This is a genomic window from Microbacterium sp. SORGH_AS_0428, from assembly GCF_031453615.1.
In the GTDB taxonomy this organism is placed as follows: domain Bacteria; phylum Actinomycetota; class Actinomycetes; order Actinomycetales; family Microbacteriaceae; genus Microbacterium.
Window position 1 is genome coordinate 3,035,762 of sequence record NZ_JAVIZT010000001.1, and the last position, 26,608, is coordinate 3,062,369.

25 protein-coding genes and 1 tRNA gene are annotated in these 26,608 nt (G+C 70.2%); 18 read left to right on the forward strand and 8 right to left on the reverse strand.

Annotation, left to right across the window (positions count from 1 at the left end; translation table 11 throughout):
- Positions 1-120 precede the first annotated feature (120 nt).
- From QE374_RS14750 to QE374_RS14790, 9 genes are all read left to right on the forward strand, one after another.
- Positions 121-1,107 carry an aldo/keto reductase gene (locus tag QE374_RS14750; protein ID WP_309736722.1) on the forward strand — a complete coding sequence of 329 codons (987 nt, stop codon included), beginning with the start codon at positions 121-123 and terminating at the stop codon, positions 1,105-1,107.
- Positions 1,104-2,036: a 4-(cytidine 5'-diphospho)-2-C-methyl-D-erythritol kinase gene (locus QE374_RS14755; RefSeq protein WP_309736082.1), complete on the forward strand. Its 933-nt coding sequence runs from the start codon at positions 1,104-1,106 to the stop codon at positions 2,034-2,036. Before QE374_RS14750 ends, QE374_RS14755 begins: the two co-directional genes overlap by 4 nt.
- Positions 2,037-2,062: 26 nt before the next feature.
- Entirely contained in the window at positions 2,063-3,370 is a 1,308-nt protein-coding gene (locus tag QE374_RS14760) for a GNAT family N-acetyltransferase (protein WP_309736083.1), read from the forward strand.
- 118 nt (positions 3,371-3,488) lie between these two features.
- Positions 3,489-3,791: a DUF427 domain-containing protein gene (locus QE374_RS14765; RefSeq protein WP_309736085.1), complete on the forward strand. Its 303-nt coding sequence runs from the start codon at positions 3,489-3,491 to the stop codon at positions 3,789-3,791.
- A gap of 19 nt (positions 3,792-3,810) precedes the next feature.
- A complete protein-coding gene (locus tag QE374_RS14770) occupies positions 3,811-4,632 on the forward strand; it encodes an ATP-binding cassette domain-containing protein (RefSeq protein WP_309736087.1) in 822 nt (273 codons plus the stop codon).
- A 1-nt stretch (position 4,633) separates the two neighbouring features.
- Positions 4,634-5,314 (forward strand): ABC transporter permease subunit, encoded by a 681-nt coding sequence (locus QE374_RS14775; protein ID WP_309736089.1) that lies wholly within the window; start codon positions 4,634-4,636, stop codon positions 5,312-5,314.
- Complete coding sequence (locus QE374_RS14780) at positions 5,311-6,033, forward strand: ABC transporter permease (RefSeq protein ID WP_309736091.1); 723 nt, start codon at positions 5,311-5,313, stop codon at positions 6,031-6,033. The genes QE374_RS14775 and QE374_RS14780 overlap by 4 nt, the downstream gene beginning before the upstream one ends.
- Before the next feature lie 40 nt (positions 6,034-6,073).
- The gene (locus tag QE374_RS14785; RefSeq protein ID WP_309736093.1) at positions 6,074-6,988 is read left to right on the forward strand and encodes an ABC transporter substrate-binding protein; all 915 of its coding nucleotides are present in this window, start codon (positions 6,074-6,076) and stop codon (positions 6,986-6,988) included.
- Positions 6,989-7,134: 146 nt separating this feature from the next.
- The gene (locus QE374_RS14790) at positions 7,135-8,127 is read left to right on the forward strand and encodes an NAD-dependent epimerase/dehydratase family protein (protein WP_309736094.1); all 993 of its coding nucleotides are present in this window, start codon (positions 7,135-7,137) and stop codon (positions 8,125-8,127) included.
- 19 nt (positions 8,128-8,146) lie between these two features.
- Here the strand turns inward: QE374_RS14790 and QE374_RS14795 are convergent, their stop codons facing one another.
- Positions 8,147-9,946 (reverse strand): ABC-F family ATP-binding cassette domain-containing protein, encoded by a 1,800-nt coding sequence (locus QE374_RS14795; protein WP_309736095.1) that lies wholly within the window; start codon positions 9,944-9,946, stop codon positions 8,147-8,149.
- Between the two features lie 127 nt (positions 9,947-10,073).
- Here QE374_RS14795 and QE374_RS14800 point away from each other — a divergent pair, with 127 nt between their 5' ends.
- Complete coding sequence (locus tag QE374_RS14800) at positions 10,074-10,943, forward strand: SDR family oxidoreductase (protein ID WP_309736097.1); 870 nt, start codon at positions 10,074-10,076, stop codon at positions 10,941-10,943.
- Positions 10,944-10,953: 10 nt separating this feature from the next.
- Here QE374_RS14800 and QE374_RS14805 read toward each other — a convergent pair whose 3' ends face one another.
- Positions 10,954-11,478 (reverse strand): hypothetical protein, encoded by a 525-nt coding sequence (locus tag QE374_RS14805; RefSeq protein WP_309736099.1) that lies wholly within the window; start codon positions 11,476-11,478, stop codon positions 10,954-10,956.
- Positions 11,475-11,972, reverse strand: coding sequence for a MarR family winged helix-turn-helix transcriptional regulator (locus QE374_RS14810; RefSeq protein ID WP_274285797.1), 498 nt, complete (start codon positions 11,970-11,972; stop codon positions 11,475-11,477). The genes QE374_RS14805 and QE374_RS14810 overlap by 4 nt, the downstream gene beginning before the upstream one ends.
- A 278-nt stretch (positions 11,973-12,250) precedes the next feature.
- On the opposite strand from QE374_RS14810, the gene QE374_RS14815 reads away from it, so the two are divergent.
- From QE374_RS14815 to QE374_RS14840, 6 genes are all read left to right on the forward strand, one after another.
- Positions 12,251-12,322 (forward strand) — tRNA-Gln (locus QE374_RS14815).
- A gap of 1 nt (position 12,323) precedes the next feature.
- Positions 12,324-13,784 carry a bifunctional UDP-N-acetylglucosamine diphosphorylase/glucosamine-1-phosphate N-acetyltransferase GlmU gene (gene glmU, locus QE374_RS14820; RefSeq protein ID WP_309736102.1) on the forward strand — a complete coding sequence of 487 codons (1,461 nt, stop codon included), beginning with the start codon at positions 12,324-12,326 and terminating at the stop codon, positions 13,782-13,784.
- Positions 13,768-14,802 carry a ribose-phosphate diphosphokinase gene (locus QE374_RS14825; protein WP_309736103.1) on the forward strand — a complete coding sequence of 345 codons (1,035 nt, stop codon included), beginning with the start codon at positions 13,768-13,770 and terminating at the stop codon, positions 14,800-14,802. Before glmU ends, QE374_RS14825 begins: the two co-directional genes overlap by 17 nt.
- 163 nt (positions 14,803-14,965) lie before the next feature.
- Positions 14,966-15,457 (forward strand): FMN-binding protein, encoded by a 492-nt coding sequence (locus tag QE374_RS14830; RefSeq protein WP_309736106.1) that lies wholly within the window; start codon positions 14,966-14,968, stop codon positions 15,455-15,457.
- Positions 15,457-16,311, forward strand: coding sequence for an FAD:protein FMN transferase (locus tag QE374_RS14835; protein ID WP_309736108.1), 855 nt, complete (start codon positions 15,457-15,459; stop codon positions 16,309-16,311). Before QE374_RS14830 ends, QE374_RS14835 begins: the two co-directional genes overlap by 1 nt.
- Complete coding sequence (locus QE374_RS14840; RefSeq protein ID WP_309736110.1) at positions 16,308-17,876, forward strand: flavodoxin reductase; 1,569 nt, start codon at positions 16,308-16,310, stop codon at positions 17,874-17,876. Before QE374_RS14835 ends, QE374_RS14840 begins: the two co-directional genes overlap by 4 nt.
- Before the next feature lie 440 nt (positions 17,877-18,316).
- Here QE374_RS14840 and pgi read toward each other — a convergent pair whose 3' ends face one another.
- Genes pgi through QE374_RS14855 form a run of 3 tightly spaced genes read right to left on the reverse strand, consistent with a single transcriptional unit; the run spans position 18,317 to position 22,215 of the window.
- Positions 18,317-19,999: a glucose-6-phosphate isomerase gene (gene pgi, locus QE374_RS14845; protein WP_309736113.1), complete on the reverse strand. Its 1,683-nt coding sequence runs from the start codon at positions 19,997-19,999 to the stop codon at positions 18,317-18,319.
- Between the two features lie 9 nt (positions 20,000-20,008).
- The gene (locus QE374_RS14850) at positions 20,009-21,484 is read right to left on the reverse strand and encodes an ATP-binding protein (protein WP_309736115.1); all 1,476 of its coding nucleotides are present in this window, start codon (positions 21,482-21,484) and stop codon (positions 20,009-20,011) included.
- On the reverse strand, positions 21,481-22,215 hold the full coding sequence (locus tag QE374_RS14855; protein ID WP_309736117.1) for a response regulator transcription factor: 735 nt from the start codon (positions 22,213-22,215) through the stop codon (positions 21,481-21,483). Before QE374_RS14855 ends, QE374_RS14850 begins: the two co-directional genes overlap by 4 nt.
- Positions 22,216-22,410: 195 nt before the next feature.
- Between QE374_RS14855 and QE374_RS14860 the strand changes: the two genes are divergently transcribed.
- Positions 22,411-23,868, forward strand: coding sequence for an ABC transporter permease (locus QE374_RS14860; protein WP_309736724.1), 1,458 nt, complete (start codon positions 22,411-22,413; stop codon positions 23,866-23,868).
- A gap of 34 nt (positions 23,869-23,902) precedes the next feature.
- A complete protein-coding gene (locus tag QE374_RS14865; RefSeq protein ID WP_396653339.1) occupies positions 23,903-24,619 on the forward strand; it encodes an ABC transporter ATP-binding protein in 717 nt (238 codons plus the stop codon).
- Between the two features lie 23 nt (positions 24,620-24,642).
- On the opposite strand, the gene QE374_RS14870 is transcribed toward QE374_RS14865, so the two are convergent.
- Together QE374_RS14870 and gndA are read right to left on the reverse strand one after the other, a co-directional pair.
- Positions 24,643-25,074, reverse strand: coding sequence for a VanZ family protein (locus QE374_RS14870; RefSeq protein ID WP_309736121.1), 432 nt, complete (start codon positions 25,072-25,074; stop codon positions 24,643-24,645).
- A gap of 7 nt (positions 25,075-25,081) precedes the next feature.
- Positions 25,082-26,530 carry an NADP-dependent phosphogluconate dehydrogenase gene (gene gndA, locus QE374_RS14875; protein ID WP_309736123.1) on the reverse strand — a complete coding sequence of 483 codons (1,449 nt, stop codon included), beginning with the start codon at positions 26,528-26,530 and terminating at the stop codon, positions 25,082-25,084.
- Positions 26,531-26,608 lie beyond the last annotated feature (78 nt).

Sequence of the window (26,608 nt, forward strand, 5' to 3'; positions counted from 1 at the left end):
CAAGAGCCCGCGCTCGGAGGTCGCCGTGGATAGGCTGCAGGGGTGACTGCGCCGCGTTTCCGTCCGAACGTCCCCGAGATCCACCGTCCCTACACCGCCGCCGACGAGCGCTACGGTGCGATGGACTACCGCCAGGTCGGCCGATCGGGTCTGTACCTGCCGCCGATCTCGCTCGGACTGTGGTGGAACTTCGGTGACAACGTCGCGTTCGACAAGCAGCGCGAGATCCTCCGCCACTCCTTCGACAGCGGCATCACGCACTTCGATCTCGCCGACAACTACGGCCCGCCCTACGGCTCCGCGGAGACGAACTTCGGGCGCATGATGCGCGAGGACTTCGCTCGCTATCGTGATGAGCTCATCATCTCGTCCAAGGCGGGTTGGGACATGTGGCCCGGGCCGTACGGCGACTACGCCTCGCGCAAGCACATCCTCGCGGGCGCCGAGCAGTCCTTGAAGCGGATGAACCTCGACTACGTCGACATCTTCTACTCGCACCGGGTCGATCCCGTGACGCCGATCGAGGAGACCATCGGCGCCCTCGACACCCTCGTGCGCCAGGGCAAGGCGCTCTACGTCGGCATCTCGTCGTACAGCGCCGAACGCACCGCCGTCGCCTCGGCGGTGGCGCGCAGCCTCGGAACGCCGCTCGTGATCCACCAGCCCGCATACTCGATCCTCAACCGCTGGGTGGAGGACGGTCTGACCGGCGTGCTGCGCCAGGAGGAGATGTCGGCCATCGCCTTCACGCCGCTGGCGCAGGGCCTGCTGACCGGCAAGTATCTCGGGGACGGCCGCGGTCAACGCTCGCAGACCCGCAACTCGCTGCCCGACAAGCCGCTCTCGCACGCCACGATCGCGGCGCTGCGCGGACTCAACGTGGTAGCGAAGGAGCGGGGTCAGACCCTCGCCCAGATGGCGATCCAGTGGGTGCTGCGCGAGCCGACGGTCGCATCGGCGCTCATCGGCGCGTCGAGCGTCGAGCAGATCGACGAGAACATCGCGGCTCTCGCCGGGCCCGCGTTCGACACCGAGGAGCTGGAGCGCATCGACGCACTTGCGGAGGGCATCGACGTCGACCTGTGGGCGGTGTCCTCGAAGCTGTGAGCGTCTCGCGAGTGTCGTCGCGCGTCCATGTGCGTGCCCCGGGGAAGATCAACGTCTTCCTCGAGGTCGGTCAGGTGCAGGACGACGGCTACCACGACGTCGCGAGCGCGTACCAGGCCGTGTCGGCGTTCGAGGATGTCTGGGCCACGCCGGCCGACACGATCGGCGTCGAGGTGACCGGCTCCGTCGATGTGGCGGGGGTGCCGCTCGACGACCGCAATCTCGCCGTCCGCGCGGCACGGCTCCTCGCGGCCGAGACCGGCTACCGGGGCGGCGTGCATCTCGAGATCCACAAGGGCGTGCCTGTCGCGGGCGGCATGGGAGGCGGATCCGCGGATGCGGCGGCGACTCTTCTCGCCTGCGACGCCCTCTGGGACACCCGGCTCGGGACGCCGCATCTGCACGCGCTCGCCGCGCGGCTGGGAGCGGACGTGCCTTTCGCGCTCATGGGCGGTACCGCGGTCGGCGTGGGCCGCGGTGACGAACTGAGTCCCGCGCTCGCCCGCGGCCGGTTCGACTGGGTGATCGTCACGAGCCAGGACGGCCTGTCCACGCCCGAGGTGTACCGCGCGCTGGACGAGCATCGCGCCCGGCACGCGCTCGACATCTCGCCCGCCTCTCGTCGACCCCGCGTCGACAACGACGTCCTGCACGCGCTTCGCGCGGGGGATGCGGCCATGCTCGCCTCGTCGGCCCGCAACGATCTCCAGGTCGCGGCGCTGAGCCTTCGCCCGCGGCTCGGCGACGTCCTGGAGGCGGGGGAGCGTGAGGGTGCGTTGGTCGGCCTGGTCTCAGGATCCGGGCCCACGCTCGCGTTCCTCGCCGCCGATGCCGAAGCCGCGATCGAGCTCCAGATCGTGCTCAGCGCGAGCGGGCACGTCGCCCACCACGTGCACGGGCCCGTGCCCGGCGCCCGAATCATCGACTGAGCGCGCCGCTCGTCAGGAGGATACCCATGTCTGCCCACGACCTCATCGCCCGTCAGCACGAGGGTCCGGTCGACGCCGCATCCGCTGCGCGTCTGGCGAGCGACGGCCTGCGGCTCGTCCGTCTCGCCGACGACGACGATCGGGCGTTCGACGGCTGGCAGGCCGCGGTCACCCGTGGCTTCCTGGGCGACGAGCCCACCGATGCCCAGCGCGAGACCGGTCGCGGCTTCCGCGGCCATCGCCGGATGATCGCCGTGCTCGACGAGTCCGTTCCCCAGCCCGAGGTCCCCGTCGGGACCCTCGCCTCGTGGGTGGGGGAGCTCACTGTGCCCGGCGGCGTCGTCGACTCCTGCGCGATCAGCTCCGTCACCGTCGCGCCCACGCATCGCCGGCGCGGCATCTGGCGCGCGATGATGGAGGGCGAGCTGCGCACGGCCGCGGCGCTCGGACTGCCGGTCGCGAGCCTGACGGTGAGCGAGTCGACGCTGTACGGACGATTCGGTTTCGCGCAGGCGGTGGCGGCCGCGAGCGTCGAGATCGACGTCAAGCGCGCTGCGTGGGCGGGCCCCGTCCCGTCGGGTCGCGTGGACTTCATCGCCCGGGAGCGCTGGCGCGAGCTCGCCCCCGACCTGTTCGACCGCGTCCGCTCGGGCTCGCCCGGCGAGGTCGAGATGCCGCGCGGTCACTGGGACCGTTTCGCGGGTACGCGCGCCGACGCGGAGAAGCCCGGGCACACCCGCGCGGTGCAGTACACGGCCGCATCGGGCGAGATCACCGGCCTCGCCCTCTACTCGGTCGATGAGAACCACGACGACTTCACGCGATCGAGCGTCACGATCGCCTATCTCGCCGCCGCGGATGCGGACGCCTACGCGGGGCTGTGGCGCTTCTTCATCGAGATGGACCTGATCGGCACGGTGCGTGCGAGCGAGCTGGCCGTCGACGAGCCGCTGCTGTGGATGATCTCCGACCGGCGGGCCGCGACGCTCACCCTCCGCGACCACCACTACCTGCGCGTGCTCGATACCCCGGCGCTTCTGAGCGGTCGTCGGTACGAGGGTGCGGGGTCGGTCGTGCTCGACGTGGACGATCCGCTGGATCTCGCGGGCGGCCGATTCCGCCTCACGGTCGACGAGGAGGGTGCAGCCTCCGTGACCGAGACCGGCGATCCCGCCGACGCGCGCCTCGGCGTCGCGGACCTCGCCGCGATCTTCCTCGGTCAGGTCTCGCCGGTGACGCTGGCCGCGGCGGGTCGCATCGACACCGAGGATCCGGTCGCGCTCGCCCGCCTGTTCGGATGGCACCTGCCCGTGCGTCTGAGCTACTGGTACTGACGCGACGGCAGCACATGACGCCGCGTGACGCAACCGTCGGAGCCGGTGTCGTCGGGGGTCGGTAACGTGGATGCTCCTCCGCTGTCCTGCGGGGATCTGGCCCGGCTGGGAGGCGGCGATGAAGGCTCTTTTGGGTGACACGGTGCTCGCGGAGGCTCCGAAGGACGATCTGATCCGCATCGAGGGCAACTGGTACTTCCCGCCGGCGAGCATCGCCGAGGGCGTGCTCGTCGACAGCCCGACCCCCTACACCTGCCCGTGGAAGGGGGCGGCGCACTACTTCACGGTCACCGCGGACGGCCGCGAGCTCCCCGACCGCGCGTGGTCGTATCCCGAGCCCTACCCGGGTGCGATCGAGAAGGTCGGTGCGGACTTCTCGGGATACGTGGCCTTCTGGAAAGAAGTCGAGGTCACCGAGTGACCGCGGCGCGGGACCGGGCATGATCGAGTTCCGCGGCGTCGACAAGCAGTTCCCCGACGGCACGCGCGCGGTCACGGACTTCTCCCTGGTCATCCCGTCGCGCCAGACGACCGTGTTCGTCGGCTCCTCGGGATGCGGCAAGACGACGCTGCTGCGCATGATCAACCGCATGGTGGAGCCCACCGCCGGCGTCATCGAGATCGACGGCGAGGACGTCTCCACGGGGTCGCCCGTGGCGCTGCGCCGGCGGATCGGCTACGTCATGCAGAACTCCGGTCTGCTCCCGCATTTCACCGTCGCCGACAACATCGCCACCGTGCCGGTGCTGGGCGGCACCTCGCGCCGCGATTCGCGGCGCCGGGCGCTCGAGCTCATGGAGACCGTCGGTCTCGACGCGGCTCTCGCGGATCGCTATCCGAGTCAGCTCTCGGGCGGCCAGCAGCAGAGGGTGGGCGTGGCGCGCGGTCTCGCCGCCGACCCGAACATCCTCCTGATGGACGAGCCGTTCGGCGCCGTCGACCCGATCGTGCGCGCGGAACTCCAGCAGGAGCTGATCCGCCTGCAGCGCGACCTCGGCAAGACCGTCGTGTTCGTCACGCACGACATCGATGAGGCGTTCCTGCTGGGCGACCAGGTCGTCATCCTCGCGAAGGGGGCGCAGAAGCTCCAGGTCGGCAGCCCGAGCGAGATCATGCAGGCCCCCGCCGACGACTTCGTCGCCGCCTTCATCGGTGCCGACAAGGGCAAGCGCGCGCTCCGGCTGAAGGACGTGGGCGGGCGCACGGTCGTCGTCGACGCCGAGGGCCGAACGCAGGGCGCCCTCGTCGAGGACGGCGGGTGAGATGACCTGGGTCCTCGCGAACCTCGGGATGATCGCGGAGCTGGCTCTCGACCACCTGCGCCAGAGCCTCATCGCCATCGTCGTCGGGTTCGTCCTGTCGATCCCGCTGGGGTGGGTGGCGTGGCGGTACCGCTTGCTGCGCGGCTGGGTGATCACGGTCACCGGGCTGCTCTACACGATCCCGTCCCTCGCGCTGCTGATCCTGCTGCCGACGGCACTCGGCTACCGCATCCCCACCGAGTTCAACCTCATCGTCGGACTCACGATCTACGCGATCGCGATTCTCACGCGCGCCGTGACGGATGGCCTGGACTCCGTGGATGCGGGTATCCGCCAGGCGGCCACGGCCATGGGCTACGGCGGCTTCCGGCGGTTCTTCGCCGTCGATCTCCCGCTGGCGGGACCGGTGATCCTCGCGGGCCTGCGCGTCGCCGCGGTCTCGACCATCTCGCTGGCCACGGTCGGCATCCTCGTGGGCGTCACCAACCTCGGCTATCTCTTCACCAACGGCCTGCAGCGCCGCATCCTCGAGGAGGTGTTCGCGGGCGTCGTCGCCGTCGTGGTCCTGGCGCTGGTCGTCGACCTGCTGCTCGTGCTCCTCGGACGCCTGTCGATGCCCTGGAGCCGCAAGGCCCGCCCGGCCCGTCGGCGAGCGGCCGTGCAAACGGAGGCCGCGGCATGAACGTCTTCTGGGATGCGATCGTCTGGCTCTTCTCGCCCGAGCAGTACAGCGGTCCGAGCGCGCTGCCGGTGCTGCTGCTCCAGCAGCTCGGCTACACGGCGGTCGCCGTGGCGATCGCGGGTGTGATCGCGATTCCCGCGGGCCTGGCCATCGGTCACACCGGCCGCGGCCGTGAGATCGCGGTGGCCATCTCGGGCGCCGCCCGTGCCGTGCCCTCGTTCGGTCTGTTGGTGCTGCTGGTGCTGATCATGGGCGTGCTGCACAAGCCGGAGGCGGCGGTGGTGACCTTCGTCGTTCTCGCCATCCCCGCCCTGCTCGCCGGCGCCTACACCGGCCTCGAGGCGATCGACCGCCGCGTCATCGACGCCGCCCGAGCGATGGGCATGACCGAGTGGCAGATCCTGTGGCGCGTCGAGATCCCGCTGGGCCTGCCGCTTCTGGTCGGCGGCATCCGCTCGGCCGTCCTGCAGGTCGTCGCGACCGTGACGATCGCCGCCTACGTCGGACTCGGCGGACTGGGCTTGCCGATCATCCAGGGCATTCCCCTGCGGCGGATCGATCAGGTGCTCGGCGGGGCGATCGTCGTCGCCCTCCTCGCGCTGGTGCTCGACGCGCTGCTCGCCCTCGCCCAGCGCGCCGCCGTGCCCGCCGGCATCCGCGCACAGGCGCCCTCGCGCACACCGAGGCGGCTGCGCTCCCGACCCGTGCAGGCCGCCTGAGCCTGCCGTACACGTCCCGAATCCACCAGGAAGGAACACCATGTCCACAGCATTCCGCCGCCGCGTCGCCCTCGTCGGCGCCGTCGCACTCACCTCAGCACTGGCCCTCGCCGGCTGCGCGTCGTCGTCCGACCCGCTCTCCGACGGCGACCAGACCCAAGCTCCGTCCGACACGATCGTCGTCGGCTCTCAGGACTACTACTCGAACGAGATCATCGCGGAGATCTACGCCCAGGCGCTCGAGGGCGCCGGCTTCACCGTGCAGCGCGACTTCACGATCGGCCAGCGCGACGCGTACCTGCCCGAGCTCGAGAGCGGCGCCATCACGCTGTTCCCGGAGTACACCGGCAACCTGCTCCAGTTCTTCGAGCCGGACACCGAGGCGCGCTCGTCCGACGACGTCTACGCCGCGCTCAAGGAGGCACTGCCGGAGAACCTCACGGTGCTCGACCAGTCGACCGCGAGCGACCAGGACTCCTACACGGTCACCGAGGCATTCGCCGAGCAGTGGGGCCTCGAGACGATCGCCGACCTCTCGAAGGTCACCGAGCCGCTGACCCTGGGCGGCCCGCCCGAGCTCGCCGACCGTCCGTACGGACCCACCGGTCTCAAGAGCACGTACGGCATCGACGTGACCTTCCAGGCGACCGGCGCGACCACGGTGGAGGACCTCGTGGCCGGCACCGTGAACGTCGCCAACGTGTTCACGGCCGACCCGCAGATCCAGACCCAGAAGCTGAAGGTCCTGGAGGACCCGAAGTCGCTGTTCCTCGCGTCGAACGTCGTTCCGCTCGTGAACAAGGACGTCGCCGGCGACATCGCCGACGTCATCAACAAGGTGAGCGCCGCGCTGACGCCCGAGGGACTCGTCGCGCTGAACGTCGAGAGCACGGTCGACAAGTCGTCGTCCGCCGACATCGCCAAGAAGTGGCTGGCGGACAACGGCCTGAGCTGACCGCATCCGCCATCGAAGGGCCCTCGGCGTGCACCGCGCCGGGGGCCCTTCGCCGTCGTGGGACCTTCGCCCCTGCTGCGTCGAGACCTGCGCGCCTAGCGTCGAAGACACAGGGCGCCGAGGGGATCGGCGCGGAAGGGCTCATCATGCAACGCGCACTCGTCGTCGGCGGCACCGGCCTCCTCGGCTACCACACCACGCAGGAGCTCCTGCGTCGCGGCTATCGCGTCGCGACCCTCGCGCTTCCGGCGACCGACGCTCCGGAGCTTCCGGTCGAGGTCGACGCCCACTGGGGCGATCTGAACCTGATGACCGACGGCGAGCTCGCCGACCTGCTCGCGGGCACGGATGCGGTGTTCTTCGCGATGGGCGCCGATGAGCGCACGCTGCCGCCCGCGCCCGCATCCCGCTTCTACTACGAGGCGAACGTCGTTCCGACGCAGCGCCTCGCCCGCCTCGCGCGCGCGGCCGGCGTCGGGCGCTTCATCGTCTTCGGCTCCGACACCGCCGAGTGGGGGGAGCGCTGGCCCGAGCTGGGGTTCCGCACCCGCAACGCCTACCCGCGCTCCCGCTACGCGCAGGAAGAGGTCGCCGTGCTCGAGGGCGACGGCGCGATGGATGTCATGGTGCTGCGCCTGCCCTACATCTTCGGCGTCGTGGCAGGGCAGCGTCCGCGCTGGCAGGCGGTGCTGGATGCGGTCGCCGCCAGCGCCGGTCCGATCCCGGTGCTGGGCGGTTCCACATCCGCCGTCACGGTCCGCCAGGTCGCGCAGGCCGCCGTCGGAGCGATGGAACGGGGCACGCACGGCAGCCGGTACACCCTGAGCGCCTACGAGCTCAGCCACTCCCAGTTCCTCGAGCTGTGCTGCGAGGCGGTCGGGCGCGACCCGCACGACGTCGCCGTGGTGCCGCTCGGCGAGCTGCTTCCCACCTCCGAGGCTCGCGAAGCCGAGGTGCAGGCGGTCGGTCGTGAGTTCGGTCTGCACCCCGCGGACACGGCGCTGCTGGGTGAGAAGCGCGCCGTGGGCGATGTGGCGGACACGATCGCGCTCGACGTCGAACCCGACGACGTGCTGGGCGAGATCCGCGCCTGCCTCGCCTGGTGCGTCGAGCACCCGCGCGAGTCCGTACCCGCCTGACGAGCCTTCGGCGGGGCGCTCAGTCGTCGAGCGCCTCGCCGAGTTCCAGCCAGCGCTCCTCGAGGGTCGCGACCTCGGTGACATACGCGTCACGGGTGCGCTGCAGCTCGAGGAGCCGGTCGTAGTCGTCGTGGGCGTCGGCGAACCGCGCGTCCAGCGCGGCGATCTCGGTCTGCAGCTTCGCGAGGCGCCGGTCGATCGCCGACAGCTCCTTCTCGGCCGCGCGACGCTCCGCGCCCGCGAGGGCGGGGGATGCGGCCGCCGGCGTTTCGTCTCGTCGCTGCGCTCCTCGCTCAACGGCCGGAGCCGCGGCGCGCAGCTTGAGGTACTCCTCGACGCCGCCGGGCAGATGCCGGAAGCGCCCGTCGAGGATCGCATACTGCTGGTCGGTGACGCGCTCGAGGAAGTACCGGTCGTGCGAGACGACGACGAGGGTGCCCGGCCACGAGTCGAGCAGGTCCTCCATCGCGGCGAGCATGTCGGTGTCGAGGTCGTTGGTCGGCTCGTCGAGGATCAGCACGTTGGGCTGCGAGAGCAGGACGAGAAGCAGTTGGAGGCGCCGCTTCTGTCCTCCCGAGAGGTCCTTCACCGGCGTGGAGAGCTGGGCGCTGGAGAATCCGAGGCGTTCGAGCAGCTGACCGGGGGTGAGCTCCTGCGCCTTCGACCCGGCCCCGAAGGAGTACGTCGTGCGTAGGCCCGCGAGAACGACGCGAACGGGGGAGTCGAGGTGCTCGTCGAGCTCGTCCATGCGCTGGGAGAGCGTCGCGACCTGCACGGTCTTGCCGCGCTTCACGCGCCCGGTGGTCGGCACGATCTCGCCCGACACGAGTCCCAGCAGAGTGGACTTGCCGGCGCCGTTCACGCCGAGGATGCCGGTGCGCTCGCCCGGGGCGATGCGCCACTCGACCTCGTGCAGCACCTCGCGATCGTCGTACGAGACGGAGGCGTCGAGCAGATCCACCACGTCTTTGCCGAGTCGGGCGACGGCGAGGGAGCGCAGCGAGACGCTGTCCCGGATCTCGGGCACGTCGGCGATGAGTTCGTTCGCCGCATCGATGCGGAACTTCGGCTTCGACGTGCGGGCCGGTGCGCCGCGACGCAGCCACGCGAGCTCCTTGCGGGCCAGGTTCTGCCGCTTCGACTCGATCGCCGCCGCCTGCCGGTCGCGCTCGACGCGCTGCAGGATGTACGCGGCGTAGCCGCCTTCGAAGGGCTCGACGATGCGGTCGTGCACCTCCCAGGTTGCGGTGCACACCTCGTCGAGGAACCACCGATCGTGGGTCACGACGAGCAGTCCGCCGGCGGTCGCGGGCCACCGCTTCTTCAGATGTGCAGCCAGCCAGCTGATCGCCTCCACGTCGAGGTGGTTCGTGGGCTCGTCGAGGGCGATGACGTCCCAGTCGCCGGCGAGGAGAGCCGCGAGTGCCACGCGTCGCCGCTGTCCGCCGGAGAGGGTCGCGACATCCGCATCCCAGTCGAGGTCGCCCAGCAGCCCCGCGATGACGTCGCGGGCGCGCGCATCGCCCGCCCACTCGTGCTCGGGGCGGTCGCCGACGACGCTCTCGCCGATCGAGCGACCGTCGACGAGGGTGTCGGCCTGATCCAGCACGCCGATCCGCACGCCGCCGCGCACCGTCACTCGTCCGCTGTCGGGTTCGGTGCGTCCGGCGAGCATGCCGAGAAGGGTGGATTTGCCGTCGCCGTTTCGGCCGACGATGCCGATGCGGTCGCCCTCGTTGACGCCGAGCGAGATGGAGTCGAAGACGACCTTCGTCGGGTATTCGAGATGGAGGGCTTCGCCGCCGAGTAGATGAGCCATGTTGCTTCCAGGCTAGATGACCGCCCCGCGCGCCAGGCGCGGTTGGTATCCTCGCAGCATGCAATGCCGGTGACCCGCCTTCTTCTCCCGTCAACGCGCGCTCGCGCGCCTCGGAAAGGGTTCACCCATGTATGCAGAGCTTCCCCTGAGCGGCCGCGTCGCTCTCGTCACCGGCGTCTCCCGCCGTCGCGGCATCGGCTACGCCGTCGCCCGCGTACTCGCCGCCCGCGGCGCCCACCTCGTCATCCAGCACCACCGTCCGCACGATGCCGACCAGCCGTGGGGCGCCGATGATCTCGATGAGGTGCGCGCCGGCATCCGGACCGAGCTCACGCCCGGAGCGACGCTGACCGACATCGGCGCGGATCTCGCCGACGAGGCCGCGATCGGCCGGGTGATGGATGCGGCCGCCGCCGCGACCGGCGCCGTCGACATCCTCGTCTGCAATCACGCCAAGAGCGGCGACGACGGCAGCATCCTCGATATGACACCCGGGCGCCTGGACGCGTTCTGGCAGGTGAACGCGCGCTCGACCCTGCTGCTGACCGCGGAGTTCGCCCGTCGCAAGGCGCCGGTCCAGGGCGAGCAGCGGCGTCCGGGGGAGCGCGTGAGCGGGACGAAGCCGTTCGCCGAGCCGCAGGGCCACGTCATCTGGATGACCTCCGGGCAGATCCACGGGCCCATGCGGGGAGAGATCGCCTACGCCACGAGCAAAGCCGCGCTCGCCGGCATCACCGCATCCGTCGCGGCCGAGCTTCTGGAGCTCGGCATCGTGCTCAACACGGTGAACCCGGGCCCCGTGAACACCGGCTACCTGGACGCCACGACCGCGGACCGGCCCCTCGGCGAGATCGAGGAGTATCTGCGGGCGACCCCGTTCGGACGCTTCGGTCGGCCCGAGGACGCGGCCGAACTCATCGCCTGGCTGACCAGCACCGCGGGCAGCTGGGTGGTGGGTCAGGTGCTCACCGGCGACGGCGGGTTCTCTCTGGGATGAGCAGCGTCGGTCAGTGCAGGAGGAACTCCAGCAGCACGACCAGCAGGCCCAGCAGGGCCGTGCCGAGGGCGCCGAGCAGACGCACCCAGAGCTTCGCGCCGGTGCGGGCGTAGGCGGAGAAACCGAGGACGGCGAGCATCGCGAGCGCCGTCCAGATCGCCGCGTCCTGCACGTCGCCCGCATCCGTCGTGAAGAAGGCCGTGATGATCATGGCGATCGTGGACGGGGCGCACGCGTAGATCATGCCGAGCGAATGGATGAAGGCGAGTCGTGTCGCCGCGCCGAGACCGTGGCGGCCGTGGTCCGACAGCGTGTGCGCGAACACGTGAGCGAGGTAGAAGACCACGAGGCTGCTGATGGCGACCGCGAGCATCTCGCTGACGGGGCCCTCCTCGTCGGCGATCAGCACCACCGTCGTGTAGACGATGAGGCCGTAGATGGCGACCGGGGTGCGGAACCGATTGTCGAACCAGCGCTGCAGCTTGCTGTGCTCAGCGGCATCCGGTGTGCGCGTGATGGCGGTGTCGTCGCTCATGTGTCGAATCCCAGGGAGAGTTTGCGCAGCAGCGCAGCGAGGCGGTCCCGGTCGCTGCGCGAGAGCCGCTGCAGCAGCAGGGCCTCCGCGTCGACCAGGCGGGTGATGGCCGCGTCGACGCGGGTGCGTCCCTCGTCGGTGAGGATGACGTGGACGCTCCGGCCGTCGGCGGGATCCGCCTCGCGGCGCACGAGCCGACGTCCTACGAGGCGGTCGATGCGGTTGGTCATGGTGCCGCTGGAGACGAGCGTCTGCTGCAGCAGCTGCTTGGGGCTGAGCTGGTAAGGCTCGCCGGAGCGCCGCAGCGCCGAGAGCACATCCCACTCCCATGGCTCCAGATCGCTGCGGCGGAACGCTTCCCGCCGGGCGCGATCGAGATGACGCGAGAGGCGGTCGACGCGCGAGAGCACCTCGAGCGGCGAGAAATCGAGGTCCGGGCGCTGGGTCGTCCACGACCCGACGATGCGGTCGACCTCGTCGCTCTCTGTGGCCATGAGGCCATTATGGCGATCGGCGCTCGCTCGCGCGCACCCGCATCCGTCCGCCCCTTCCCGCCCACATCTCCCCCGCGAGACTGCATTTCGAGCACGAGATCACCGTCATTACCCGTGATCTCGTGCAGAAGATGCAGTCTCGCGGGAAGTGGGCTGTGCGGACGGCGGCGGATGCGGATGCGGTGGGATGCGGACGCGGTGAGGTCGGGAGCGGGAGCGGATGCGGGCGCGTCGGGCGGCAGGTGGCAGACTGGGGGAGCCCGCCCGAGAGCGGGCGGTCCGCCGTGGTGTAATGGCAGCACGACAGCCTTTGGAGCTGTGAGGTCTAGGTTCGAGTCCTGGCGGCGGAGCATGTCGGAATCGCCCACGGCACCGCTCGCCGTCATCGTCCTCGCCGCCGGTCAGGGAACGCGCATGCGCTCTCGCCTCCCCAAGGTGCTGCATCCGCTCGCCGGGCAACCGCTCGTCGGCCACGTGCTGCGCACGGCCCGCATCCTCGAACCCGTGCGCGTGGCGGTCGTGGTGCGCCACGAGCGCACCCTCGTCGCCGACGCGGTCGCCGCTCTCGCGCCCGACGCGGTCGTCGTCGACCAGGACGAGATCCCCGGCACCGGACGCGCCGTCGAGCTCGGGCTCGCCGGTCTCGACACCTTCGACGGCGACGTGCTCGTGCTCAGCGGCGACGTGCCGCTGCTCGAGGCAGAGACGCTGCGGGCGCTCGTCGAGACGCATCGGGCGCGCGAAGCGGCCGTGACGCTGCTCAGCGCGGTCCTGGCCGACCCCACCGGTTACGGCCGTGTGCTGCGCGATGCGTCCGGCGACGTGGAGCGCATCGTCGAGCAGAAGGATGCGACCGATCACGAGGCCGAGGTCGCCGAGATCAACGCGGGGGTCTACGTCTTCCGCGCCGAGGCGCTGCGCCGCCACCTCCCCGAGGTCGGCCAGGCGAATGCGCAGGGCGAGAAGTACCTCACGGACGTCGTGGCACTGGCCCGCCGCGCCGGCGAGCGTATCGCCGTCGGGCAGTCGCCCGACCCGGCCGCTGCCCTCGGCGTCAACGACCGTGTCCAGCTCGCCGAGGCCGCCCGCATCCTCAACGCCCGCACGGTGCGCCGCTGGCAGATGGCCGGCGCCAGCATCATGGATCCCGCGACGACCTGGATCGATGTCGACGCGACCCTCGCCGAAGACGTGACCGTGCTGCCGGGCACGTATCTGCTCGGCGCGACGACGGTCGCCGCCGGCGCGACGATCGGCCCCGACACGAGCCTCACCGACTGCGAGGTCGGGGAGGATGCGGTCGTGCGCCGCACGGATGCGACCCTGGCGGTCATCGGACCGCGCGCGAATGTCGGACCGTTCGCCTACCTCCGCCCCGGCACGACGCTTGCGGCCGACGGCAAGATCGGAACCTTCGTCGAGACGAAGAACTCGCAGATCGGCGAGGGCAGCAAGGTTCCGCACCTCTCCTACATCGGCGACACGACGATCGGCCGCGGCGTCAACCTCGGCGCCGGCGCGATCACCGCGAACTACGACGACATCGCCAAGCACCGCACCGAGATCGGCGACGAGGTGCACAGCGGCTCGCACAATGTGTTCGTGGCGCCCGTTAAGATCGGAGACGGCGCGAAAACCGGTGCCGGAGCTGTCATCCGCAAGGATGTTCCGGCCGGTGCCCTGGCTCTCAGCGTCGCCCCTCAGCGCAACGTCGAGGGATGGGTCGAGAACAACAGGCCGGGCACGTCCGCAGCGGATGCGGCGAAGCGCGCACGGACGGCACAGGAAGCTGGCGATGGCACGCAAAGATAAGACGGTCGATCTGGATCGCGAGCGCGGAATCGCTCCGGGACTGGTCGCCAAGACCAAGAAGCGTCTCGTCGTGGCGACCGGCCGCTCCCACCCGGAGCTTGCCGATCAGGTGGCCGCGCAGCTCGGCACCGAGCTCGTTCCCACGGAGTACCGCACCTTCGCGTCGGGCGAGATCCTGACCCGCTTCGAGGTGTCGATCCGCGGCTGCGACTTCTTCCTGCTGCAGAGCTTCGGCCCGCCGGTGAACGAGTGGCTCATGGAGACGCTCATCATGCTGGATGCGGCCAAGCGCGCCTCCGCCAAGCGCATCACGGTCGTGGCGCCGTACTTCCCGTACTCCCGCCAGGACAAGAAGGGCCGCGGTCGCGAGCCGATCAGCGCCCGCCTGGTCGCCGACCTGCTGAAGACCGCGGGCGCCGATCGCGTCATGAGCGTCGACCTGCACGCCGCCCAGATCCAGGGCTTCTTCGACGGCCCCGTGGACCACCTGTTCGCGAAGCCCGTGCTCCTGGAGTACTTCCAGCGCACGCTGACCCCCGAAGACCGAGCCAAGCTCACAGTCGTCTCGCCGGACACCGGCCGCGTGCGGGTGGCCGATACCTGGTCCGACAGCCTCGGCGCACCGCTGGCGATCATCCACAAGCGCCGCGACCCGAACGTCGCCAATCAGGTGACGGTCAACGAGATCGTCGGTTCGGTCGCGGGCCGGGTGTGCCTGCTGGTCGACGACATGATCGACACCGGCGGCACCATCGTGAAGGCGGCGCAGGCTCTGAAGGCCAGCGGCGCGGAGCGGGTCATCGTCGCGGCCACGCACGCCGTGTTCAGCGACCCCGCGGTCGAGCGCCTGCAGGACGCGGCGATCGACGAGGTCGTGGTGACCGACACCATCCCCCTGCCCGAAGAGAAGCGCTTCCCCGCGCTCACGGTGCTCCCGATCGCGCCGCTCCTGGGCCGCGCGATCCGCGAGGTCTTCGAGGACGGCTCGGTCACGAGCATGTTCGACGGCGCGGCCTGACGGATTCTTATCCACATTCCCCGGGATTCATAGCGGCCGCAAAAGTCGGCTGCGCAGGATGGTCTATGCCGCCGCATACAGCGGACGGCTACGACAGCGCGAGGGACGTGCACGGCGAACGCCGAGCTCGTCTGTCGAGGCACCGCATCCAGGAGGACCGTCAATGATCCGCACGAACGCCGTACCCCGCCCCGTCCGCACTGCCGCCGCCGTGATCGGCGTCGCTGGAGCTTTCGCCCTCGCCGGCTGCGCCTCGCAGACCGGGACCGCCGACGCCGGTACGAGCGATGCTCCCGCCACGTCGAGCAGCCCGCAGAGCACCGGATCCTCGGATTCGGGCACGAGCTCGAGCTCGGGTACCTACAAGGACGGCACCTACACCGCCGAGGGCTCGTACCAGACGCCCGAGACCGTCGAGAAGATCACGGTCGAGGTGACGCTCGCCGATGACACCATCACGGCCGTCGACGTGACCGGCGACCCGCAGGCGCGCGAGTCGCAGCAGTACCAGAGCCAGTTCATCGGCGGCATCTCGGACGAGGTCGTCGGTAAGAAGATCGACGACATCAAGGTCAGCCGTGTGGCCGGCTCGTCGCTCACGAGCGGCGGCTTCAACCAGGCCATCGAGGAGATCAAGACCGAAGCCAAGGGCTGATGTCCGAGCTGTGGCGGTTCGACGCGATCGGCACCCGCTGGGAGATCGAGACCGCTGAGCCGGTGCCGGATGCGGTCCGTACGCTCATCGCTGCCGTCATCGACGGCTTCGACGAGGAGTGGTCGCGGTTCCGTCCGGACTCGCTCGTGAGCCGCCTCGCCGTCCATGGTGGCGAGGCGGCCGCGCCGGCCGATGCGGCGGCGATGCTCGATGTGTACCGCGAGCTCGACGCGGCGACGGCGGGGGCCGTGAACCCGCTGGTGGGCGAGAGCCTCGCCCGTCGCGGATACGACGCCGCCTACTCGTTCGTCGACCGAGGAGCCGCTCCCGCGCCCGCGTGGCAACGAGTGCTCGAGTGGGATGCGCAGACGCTGCGCCTCGGCCGGCCGGCGCTGCTGGACGTGGGCGCGCTGGGCAAGGGTCGCCTCGTCGACCTCGTCGCCGAGATCCTCGCGGGCTCCGTCACCGGCGGCTTCGTCGTGGACGCGAGCGGAGACATGGCCGTACGCGGCGGGCCCGTCCGGGTCGGCCTCGAGCATCCCTTCGATCCGTCCCGCGCGATCGGCGTGTTCGAGGTCGAGGATGCGGCGCTGTGCGCCTCCGCGGTCAACCGCCGCGCGTGGGGCGAGGGCCTCCACCATGTGCTCGACGCCCGTACCGGGGTCCCGGTGCGCACGATCGCCGCGACGTGGGCGCTGGCATCCGATGCGATGCACGCCGACGCGGCGGCGACCGCACTCTTCTTCGACGGCGGCCCGGAGCTGGCCGCCGACTGGGGGGTGTCGTGGGTGAGAATGACCACCGACGGCACCGTCGAATGGTCAGCAGACCAGAAAGCCGAGTTGTTCCTGTGATCGCCTCCTTCACCGCCGGCGCGAACCGGGTCACCGCCCTGTTCGGGCGCCTGTCGATGTACCGGCTCGTCCAGCTCGCGCTGGGCCTTCTCGCCGCCATCGCGTTCGTCCTCTCGCTCTTCGGCCTCGTGGTGCCGACCCCGTGGGAGCTGCTGGCGACCGCTGTCGTGCTGGCGGTCGTCGGGGCCCTCGCCGACACGACCGCGCAGCGATTGCTCCGCCTGCCGCTGCGCACCGAGTCCACGCTCATCACGTCCGTGATCCTGTTGTTCGTGCTGCGTCCGACCGTCGAGCCGATGGGGCTCGTCGGCATCGCGATCGCGGCGCTGGCCGCATCCGTCTCCAAGTACCTGCTCGCGTGGCGCGGCCGCCACATCTTCAACCCCGCCGCCGTCGGAGCGACGGTCGTCACGATCGTGTCCGCGCTCCTGCCGCTGGATTCGGGCATCGGCGGTTCCGCCTGGTGGGTGGGAACGCCCGTGCTCTTCGGCCCCGTGCTGCTGCTCGGGCTCGTCGTTCTCTGGCGCACCGAGAAGATCCGCGTCGTCGGACTCTTCTTCGTGGTCGCCGTCGTCGTCAACCTCATCCGCGTCTTCGTGCAGTACCAGCAGTCCGGTCTCGCGATCGATGCGGGCACGGTGATCGCTCAGGTGCTGACCGCATCCCCGTTCCTGTTCCTCGGCGCCTTCATGCTCTCCGAGCCGCTCACCCTTCCGCCGCGGCGCTGGCAGCAATACACGGTGGCCGCGGCCGTCGGCGTGCTGGCCGGCTGGCCGATCCCCGTCGGATACATGACGCTGGGGCAGGAGCGGGCGCTGCTGATCGGAAACCTGATCGCGTTCCTGTTCTGCCTGCGCCAGGCCGTGCGTCTGACCCTCGTCGAGCGGCGTTCGCCCAGCGCGACGGTGCGCGAACTCGTGTTCCGGGCCGAGCGCGGTCTCGACTTCCGGGCGGGACAGTACCTCGAGCTCGATGTGCCGCATCGTCGCGCCGACGCGCGGGGGACCCGTCGCGAGTTCAGCATCGTCTCCGCGCCAGAGGACCTGCCCACCGTCCGCGTCGCGTACCGGGACGGCCTGGGGCCGCAGAGCTCGTACAAGAAGGCGCTCGGCGAGGTTCCGCCGGGCAAGAAGCTGTCCGTCACCGGCATCTGGGGCGACTTCGTTCTGCCGAAGGACACCTCACGTCCCGTTCTGCTGGTCGCCGCCGGTATCGGCGTGACGCCTTTCGTGTCGCAGTTGCGCCATCTCGCGGCGAGCGGAATGCGCCGTGACATCGTGCTCGTGTTCGTCGCGTCGGACGCGAGTCAGCTCGTGTTCCGCGACGACCTCGCCGCATCCGGGGTCCCGGTCGTCGTGTTCACGCCCGACGATCCGGGAGCACTGCCGGCGAACTGGACGTGGGCGGGTCCCGACCGGATCGATGCCGTACACCTCGCCCGCGTCGTGCCGGACATCGGCCAGCGCCACGCGTATGTGTCGGGTCCGCCGCGGCTGATCGCCGACCTCGCCCCCGCGCTCGAGAAGGCCCGCGGCATCACGACCGACGCCTTCAGCGGCTACTGACCCGCCGGCTGCTCCCGGCATCCCTGTACCCCCCCCCGAGTTGCGTCGCAGTTGCGCAACCGCCACAGTTCTGCGCACCCGCGCCAGATGATCGCTGGCGCGGGTGCGCATTTCTGTAGCTCCAGACGGCGGAGGGGCGGATGCGGGCGCGCGAGCGGCATCCGTCGGGCGCACCGAACGACTCGCCGCCGATGGCGCGTCGTCAGCGGACGCGCACGCGGATGCGGATGCGGACAGCGGATGCGGATGCGCCACACTTCTGCGCACCCGCGCCAGACGATCACTGGTGCACCTGCGCAAAAGTGGCGCATCTGCGCATATGCGACGCAACTCGGGCACAGGGGACGCGGGGACGACCGCGGGCGGCGGGGCGGCCCGAACAGCAACGCCGCGACGCCGCACCCGGAAGACGGATGCGGCGCCGCGGCGTGCCCGGAGTGTCAGTGCGTGCGGTGGGCGCGGTAGTAGTCCAGCAGCGAGCGGGTCGACGCATCCTGCGCCGCCGTGGCGTCCGCATCGCCTTCGATCGCGGGCGCGATCTGCAGGGCGAGCTGCTTGCCGAGCTCGACGCCCCACTGATCGAACGAGTTGATGCCCCAGATCGCGCCCTGCGTGAACGTGATGTGCTCGTACAGCGCGATGAGCTGGCCGAGCACCGCCGGGGTCAGGGCGGGCGCGAAGATCGACGTCGTCGGACGGTTGCCGGCGAACGTGCGCGCGGCGACGAGCGCGCCGGTGGTGCCCTCTGCCTCGACCTCCGCGGCGGTCTTGCCGAACGCGAGCGCCTTGGTCTGCGCGAGGAAGTTCGCCAGGAACAGCCCGTGCACGTCGCGGTCGCCGTCACGCAGCGGATAGGCGGGGTTCACGAACGCGATGAAGTCGGCGGGGATCAGGCGCGTGCCCTGGTGGATGAGCTGGTAGAAGGCGTGCTGGCCGTTCGTACCCGGCTCGCCCCAGAAGATCTCACCGGTGTCGGTCGTGACGGGGGTGCCGTCCCAGCGCACCGACTTGCCGTTGGATTCCATCGTCAGCTGCTGCAGGTACGCCGGAAAGCGGCTGAGCTGCTGTGCGTAGGGGAGGACGGCGTGTGACTGCGCACCGAGGAAGTTGTTGTACCAGACGTTCAGCAGTCCCATGAGCACGGGCACGTTGCGCTCCAGTGGCGTGGTGCGCACGTGTTCGTCGACCGCGTGGAAGCCGGCGAGCAGCTCGCGGAACACGTCGGGGCCGAGCGTGATCGCCAGCGACAGGCCGATCGCGGAGTCGACGGAGTAACGCCCGCCCACCCAGTCCCAGAAGCCGAACGCGTTGGTCGGGTCGATGCCGAAGGCGGCCACCTTGTCGAGCGCGGTCGACACCGCGACGAAGTGGTGCGCCACCGCATCCGTCCGTGCGTCGTCGGCGTCGGCGATGGCGCCGGATGCGGTGAGTCCCGCCCACAGCCAGTCGCGCGCGAGGCGGGCATTGGTCAGCGTCTCGAGCGTCGTGAAGGTCTTCGACGCGACGATGAACAGCGTCGTCTCGGGGTCGAGGTCCGCCGTCTTCTGGGCGAGGTCGGTCGGGTCGATGTTGGACACGAACCGTGCCTGGATGCCGGCGTCCGCATAGGGCTTGAGTGCCTCGTAGACCATGACGGGGCCGAGGTCGGATCCGCCGATGCCGATGTTGACGACGTGGGTGACCTTCCTGCCCGTGACACCCTGCCACTCGCCCGAGCGCACCCGGTCGGCGAACGCGGAGACGAGCTCGAGCACCGACTGCACGTCCTCGTCGACCTGCTGCCCGTCCACGACGAGGGCGGGCTCGGCGCCCGCGGGACGCCGCAGGGCCGTGTGCAGCACGGCGCGGTTCTCGCTCGTGTTGATGTGCACGCCGGCCAGCATCTCGGCGAAGCGCTCCTCGACGCCGGTCTGGCGCGCGAGCTCCACGAGGCGGGCGAGGATCTCGTCGGTGACGAGGTTCTTCGACAGGTCGACGTGCAGGTCGGCCAGCGGCAGGCTCAGGCGTGCGGCGCGGTCGGCGTCGGCGGCGAACCAGCCCCGCAGATCGGGGGAGAACCCGTCACGGAGAGCGGCGAGATCCGTCCAAGCGGAGGTGGCGGTGGGATCGATCGGAGTGGTCACCCCACCACGCTAGTGGCTCGGATCGGCCTCGGATGCGGCCGGTCCCGGATCAATGGGTTTGCCCGGCATACGCAGCGTGAAGGTCGTGTCGCCGGGGATCGAATCCACTGTCAGCTCGCCGCCGTGAGCGTCCGCGATGGCCCGCGCGATCGAGAGGCCGAGTCCCGTTCCACCGGTCTTGCGGGCGCGGGAGCTGTCGCCGCGGGCGAAGCGCTCGAACAGCTCGTCGCGCACCTGCGGGTCGACGCCCGGGCCGTCATCGTGCACCCGCAGCACCGCGTCCGAGCCGTCGCGCGTGACGCTGAGCGTCACGGTGGTGCCCGCCGGGGTGTGCGTGCGCGCGTTGGCGAGCAGATTCGCCACGACCTGGGTGAGCCGGCCCGTGTCGCCCGCGACGACGACGGGTTCCTCGTCGAGTTCCAGCTCCCAGTGGTGATCCTGGCCCGCTGCCTGCGCGTCGCCGAGGGACTCCACGGCCAACCGCGAGAGATCGACGGAGCCGTAGACGAGCTCGTGCCCCTCCTCCAGGCGGGCGAGCAGCAGGAGGTCCTCGACGAGCTCCGTCATCCGCAACGACTGTGCCTGGATGCGCTCGAGCGAGGACTCCGTGTTCTCGCTGAGTGTCCGATCGCGCAGCGACAGCTCGGAGTATCCGCGGATGGAGGCGAGAGGGGTGCGCAGCTCGTGGCTCGCGTCGGCGACGAAGCGCCGCATCCGCTCCTCGTTGCGCTGGCGTGCCTCGAGGGAGGTCTCGACGTGGTCGAGGAGGGTGTTGAGAGCTACGCCCACGCGACCGATCTCCGTCGCCTCATCGGCCTCGGATGCGGGAACGCGCTCGGTGATGCGCACGGCGCCCTCCGAGAGGGGCTGGGCCGCGACGCGCTCGGCGGTGCTCGCGACGGCGCTGAGCGGGCGGAGGCTGCGCCGGATGATGATGGCCAGCACGACGCCCAGCAGAAGGAGTCCGCCCACGGTGACGAGGGCGACCGTGGTGACGATCTGGCCGAGGGTCTCGGTGACCTCAGAGGTCGGCAACCCGACGAGCACGAAGGCGCCCGACGAGGAGCCGGTCATGATGGCGCGGTAGTCTCCGAGGCCGTCCACGGAGACGTCGACGCGGCCGCTGTCGTAGTCGGGGCGCCCGGTGAGGCTCTCGATCTGCGAGGAGGAGAGCTCGACGATGTTGTTGTCGGCGGCGACGTACGCGCCGGTGGTGGGGCCGTACTGTCCGCGCAGCACCAGAAGCGTGCCGACCTCCTGCCGACCGTTCTTGAGGATGTCCGCGGCGCTGTCGTCGGGGGAGCCGTAGAGCTGCGACGCCTCCTTGACCTGCGTGTCCAGGCTCTGCTGCATGATCGAGGTGAGGATCGTCCCGGTCGCCAGACCGACGGCGCCGAGGATGACGGCGACCATGCCGATGACGGCGACCATGAGCCGGGCTTGGAGCGTGAGCCGGCGCACCACCCTGCGGTGGATGCGTGTCACTGGGGCGCTTTGATCATGTAGCCCACACCGCGCACGGTGTGGATCAGCGGATCCCGCCCGGCATCGATCTTCTTGCGCAGGTAGGAGATGTACAGCTCGACGACGCTCGAGCGCCCGCCGAAGTCGTAGTTCCAGACGCGGTCGAGGATCTGCGCCTTCGACACCACGCGGCGCTGGTTGCGCATGAGGTAGCGCAGCAGTTCGAACTCGGTCGCGGTCAGCTCGATCTCGACGCCCTGGCGCTCGACTTCGTGGCTGTCCTCGTTGAGGCTGAGGTCGCCGACGCGGAGGATGGGCTCGGAGTCACCGGCCTGGGCGGTGCCCGCGCGGCGCATGAGTCCGCGGAGCCGGGCGACCACCTCTTCGAGGCTGAAGGGCTTCGTCACATAGTCGTCACCGCCGGCCGTGAGCCCCGCGACCCGGTCGGCGACGCCGTCCTTCGCGGTCAGGAACAGCACCGGCACATCGTTGCCCGACTGGCGCAGGCGCTGCAGCACCGCCATCCCGTCGAGGTCGGGCATCATGATGTCGAGCACCATGGCGTCGGGTTCGAAGTCGCGCGCGGCCTGCAGTGCCTGGAAGCCGCTGGCCGCAGCCCGCACGTCCCAGCCCTCCATGCGCAGGGCCATCGACAGCAGATCGGTGAGCATCTGCTCGTCGTCGACGACGAGGATGCGGGGAGCGGAGCCGTCGGCGCGCTGCAGAGCGGGGGAGGGTGCCATCGAAGTCATGCCTCGATTCTGAGGTTGTTTCTATGCCGTTCCTATGGAGCAGGTTATGAGCCCGCTGTGAGTCGCGCAGCCGGCCGGGCACCGGATGACAGACATGGTCGCATAGTCGCCTCATCAACGCGCCATGTGTCTTGCATCGTGACCATCTTTAGCGTCTCGACATGGCCCCGAAACCCGATGGGGCAGGAGGAGAACATGTACGCGACATATCTACGGCGAGAGCTGTCCGGCCGCAAGAAGCAGACCACCATCGTGGCGGCGGGGCTCGCCGTCGCCATCGCACTCGTCATCGTCGTGACAGCGCTGTCGACAGGTGTACGCGACGCGCAGGCCAACGCACTCGAGTCCGTCTACGGCGTGGGGACCGACCTGACGGTGACGGGGGCGCAGACGGAACCGGGTGCCGGGGGCGGACCGCGATTCGACTTCGGGCAGGACGGCGGCTCCACCGATGACGGTGGAACGACCACGCTCAATCAGTCACGGCTCACGGTCGAGAGGATGCGCGCCACGCTCGACGCATCGACGGTGAGCACGGTCGCGAACCTGCAAGGCGTGGCCGCCGCATCCGGGGCGCTCGCGCTGACGAACTCCACCTTCTCCGGGGAGCTTCCCCCGCGCCCCTCCCAGAGCGAGAGTGGCACCGCCGAGGGGCGCACCGCTCCGTCGGCGGGCGGCGAGGGCGAGGGGTTCGGTGGCGGATCCTTCGACCTGCAGAGCTTCTCCGTGCTCGGCGTCGGCGCCGACACCTCCGTCGGGCCGCTGTCAGCGGTGAGCGTCTCGGAGGGACGGATGCTGGACGGCGCGGATGCGGGCCAGAACGTCGCCGTCGTGGACGCCGCCTACGCCGCGTCGAACTCGCTGACCGTCGGCGGCACCGTCGAGGTGGGCGGCGCGCAGATGCAGATTGTCGGTCTCGTGGCGTCCACGACGGACGAAGCCGACACGGCCGCGAACGTCTACATTCCGCTGGACGTCGCGCAGACGCTGTCGGGGGCGGGCGATGTCGTCTCCACCGTGTACGTGCAGGCCGGCTCGTCCGATGCCATCGGGTCGGTCCAGACCGCGATCAGTGACGCATTCCCGGACGCCACGGTCAGCTCGCAGTCCGACCTCGCGTCGACGGTTTCGGGCTCGCTGGCCAGCGCGTCGGCGCTGATCACCAACCTCGGGACCTGGCTCTCGGTGATCGTGCTGGCCGTCGCGGTGCTGCTCGCGGTGCTCTTCACGATCTCGGGCGTGACCCGTCGCACCCGAGAGTTCGGCACCCTCAAGGCGATCGGGTGGTCCAACGGCCGCGTGGTCGGGCAGGTTGCGGGGGAATCGGTCGTCCAGAGCCTGATCGGCGGAGTCGTCGGCGTCGTGCTGGGACTGGTCGCCGTCGGCATCATCAACCTCATCTCCCCGACGATCTCGGCCAGCAGCGAACCAGCCGCCGGACGCGCCGGCTTCCCGGGTGCCGGTGCCGGGGGCGGGGGTCTCCGAGAGTTGGCGAGCACCGCGTCGGATGTCGTCCTGAACGCGCCGATCTCGGTGAGCATCATCGTCGTCGCCGTCGCCCTGTCGGTCGTTGCGGGACTTGTCGCGGGGGCCTTCGGCGGATGGCGCGCCGCCCGCCTGAGCCCGGCCGAGGCGCTGCGCGCCGTCGCCTGAGCGGCACCGAACGAAACGAAACGAGAGGACAGTCATGACCATGAACGACACCGTCGAAGCCGCCGCGGCGACCGGATTCGCCTATCGCGTGCGCGGCGTCGGCAAGACGTACCGGCAGAAGGGGAGGGTCGTCACGGCTCTCGCCGACGTCGACATCGACATCGAGCCGGGGGAGTTCGTCACCATCCAGGGGCCGACAGGAGGGGGCAAGTCCACGTTCCTTCAGCTGCTCGGAGCGTTGGAGCGGCCGACCGGCGGACAGGTCATGCTGGGCGGGACCGACATCGCCCGCGCGACCGGCCGTCAGCTCAGCGACGTGCGCGCCCACGAGATCGGCTTCGTGTTCCAGGGGTTCAACCTGATCCCCACGTTGACGGCCGCTGAGAACGTCGACATGGGGCTGGAACCGCTGCGGCTGGCTGCCTCCGAACGAGCCGAGCGGGTCCGCGAGGCGCTTGCGCGCGTCGGCCTCGAGGAACGCGCCGACCATCGACCGGGAGAGTTGTCGGGGGGTCAGCAGCAGCGAGTCGCGATCGCGAGGGCCATCGCGAAGAAGCCCCGCGTACTGCTGGCGGACGAGCCGACGGGCAATCTCGACGAACACATGCGCGACGAGATCCTCGAGGTGCTGGAGGCGCTCAACCGCGAGGGACTCACGCTGATCGTCGTGACGCACGATTCGGCCGTTGCCCGGCGGGCGACACGGCGCCTGCGGCTGGAGAAGGGCACCGTGCGCGACATCACCCGGTGACCCCCGCGCGCCGCATCCGTTGTTCAGCGACGGCGGATGCGGCGCGTCGCCGCGATCGCCAGCGCGCCGATGACGGTACCGGTCGTGTTCGAGACGAGATCGCGCACATCGGCGACGCGACCGGCGAGGAGTAGACCCTGCGTCGTCTCGATCACAGCGCTGATCGCGAGGCCGACCGGGACGGCGAGCCACCACCGGCGACCCAGCCACAGGGCCCCGAGAAGGCCGGCCGGCACGAACAGCGCGATGTTCGCGCCGAACTCCAGCAGGTCGAACGTGATCCACCGGGTCCACGGCGTCGCCCTGAACGCCTCGGCCCACGCCTTCAGGATGCCGCCGGTGCCGGCCGCGTCATCGGCCACGAGCGTGAGACGCGCCAGCACCACGAGATACGCCGCCGTCGCGACCGCCAGGAGCAGCATGCTCCGGCGGCCGCGCGCGGCGGCGTGCGTCATGACGGGGTCAGTGCGTGTCGACGGCCTCGACCTCGGAGCGGTCGCCCGACCACAGCGTGTGGAAGGTGCCCTCCTTGTCGATGCGCTTGTACGTGTGCGCGCCGAAGAAGTCGCGCTGCCCCTGGATGAGGGCGGCCGGCAGGCGGTCCGCGCGCAGACCGTCGTAGTAGGCGAGCGACGACGAGAACGCCGGGGTCGGCACACCCGTCTCGACGGCGCCGATGACGACGCGGCGCCACGCATCCTGAGCGGTCGCGACGGCGTCGCGGAAGTAGGGCGCGAGCACGAGAGCCTGCAGCGACGGGTTCTCCGCGTAGGCCTCGGTGATGCGGTTGAGGAACTGCGCACGGATGATGCAGCCGCCGCGCCAGATCTTGGCGATGTCGCCCTTCTTGATGTCCCAGCCGTACTGCTCGGCGCCGGCCACGATCGCGTCGAAGCCCTGCGAGTAGGCGATGATCTTCGATGCGTACAGCGCCTGGCGGACGTCCTCGATGAACGCCTCGGGATCGGCGACCGTTCCCGTCGAGGAGGGGCCGGGAAGCGACGTCGCCTCGGCGCGCTGGGCGGGCTTCGAGGAGAGCGAGCGCGCGAAGACGGCCTCGGCGATGCCGGAGACGGGGATGCCGAGATCCAGCGCGGTCTGCACGGTCCAGGCGCCCGTTCCCTTGGCGCCCGCCTGGTCGACGATCACGTCGACCAGCGGCTTGCCGGTGGCGGCGTCGACCTGCTTGAGCACCTCGGCGGTGATCTCGATGAGGTACGACTCCAGCTCGCCGCGGTTCCACTCGGCGAAGATCTCCGAGATCTCCGCCGGCGTCTTGCCGGTGCCGCGACGGATGAGGTCGTACGCCTCGCCGATGAGCTGCATGTCGACGTACTCGATGCCGTTGTGGATCATCTTGACGAAGTGACCCGCGCCGTCGTGACCGACGTGCGTGACGCAGGGCTCGCCCTCGGCGACGGCCGCGATGCTCTTGAGGATCGGCCCGAGGGTGATCCAGGACTCGTCCGAGCCGCCCGGCATGATCGACGGGCCGTTCAGCGCACCCTCCTCGCCGCCGGAGATGCCGGCGCCGACGAAGTTGATGCCGGTCTCGCGCACGGCCTTCTCGCGGCGGATCGTGTCGGTGAACAGCGCATTGCCGCCGTCGACGATGATGTCGCCCGGCTCGAAGACCTGCACGAGGTCGTTGATCACCGCATCCGTGGGGCCGCCGGCCTTGACCATGATGATCGCGGTGCGCGGCTTCTGCAGCGACGCGGCGAACTCGGCGTACGTCGAGGCGGGGACGAAGCCCGCCTCGGGGTGCTCCGTGACGAGGTGCTCGGTCTTGTCATAGCTGCGGTTGAACACGGCCACCGTGTTGCCCTCGCGCGAGGCGAGGTTGCGGGCCAGGTTCGACCCCATGACGGCGAGTCCGACGACTCCGATGTTGGCTGATGCCTCGGTCACGAAAAATACTCCTCGAACGAAGGGTGGGAACACGCCAATCGTAGTGTTCCCACGCACCGCGAGGATTCCGTGCGACGT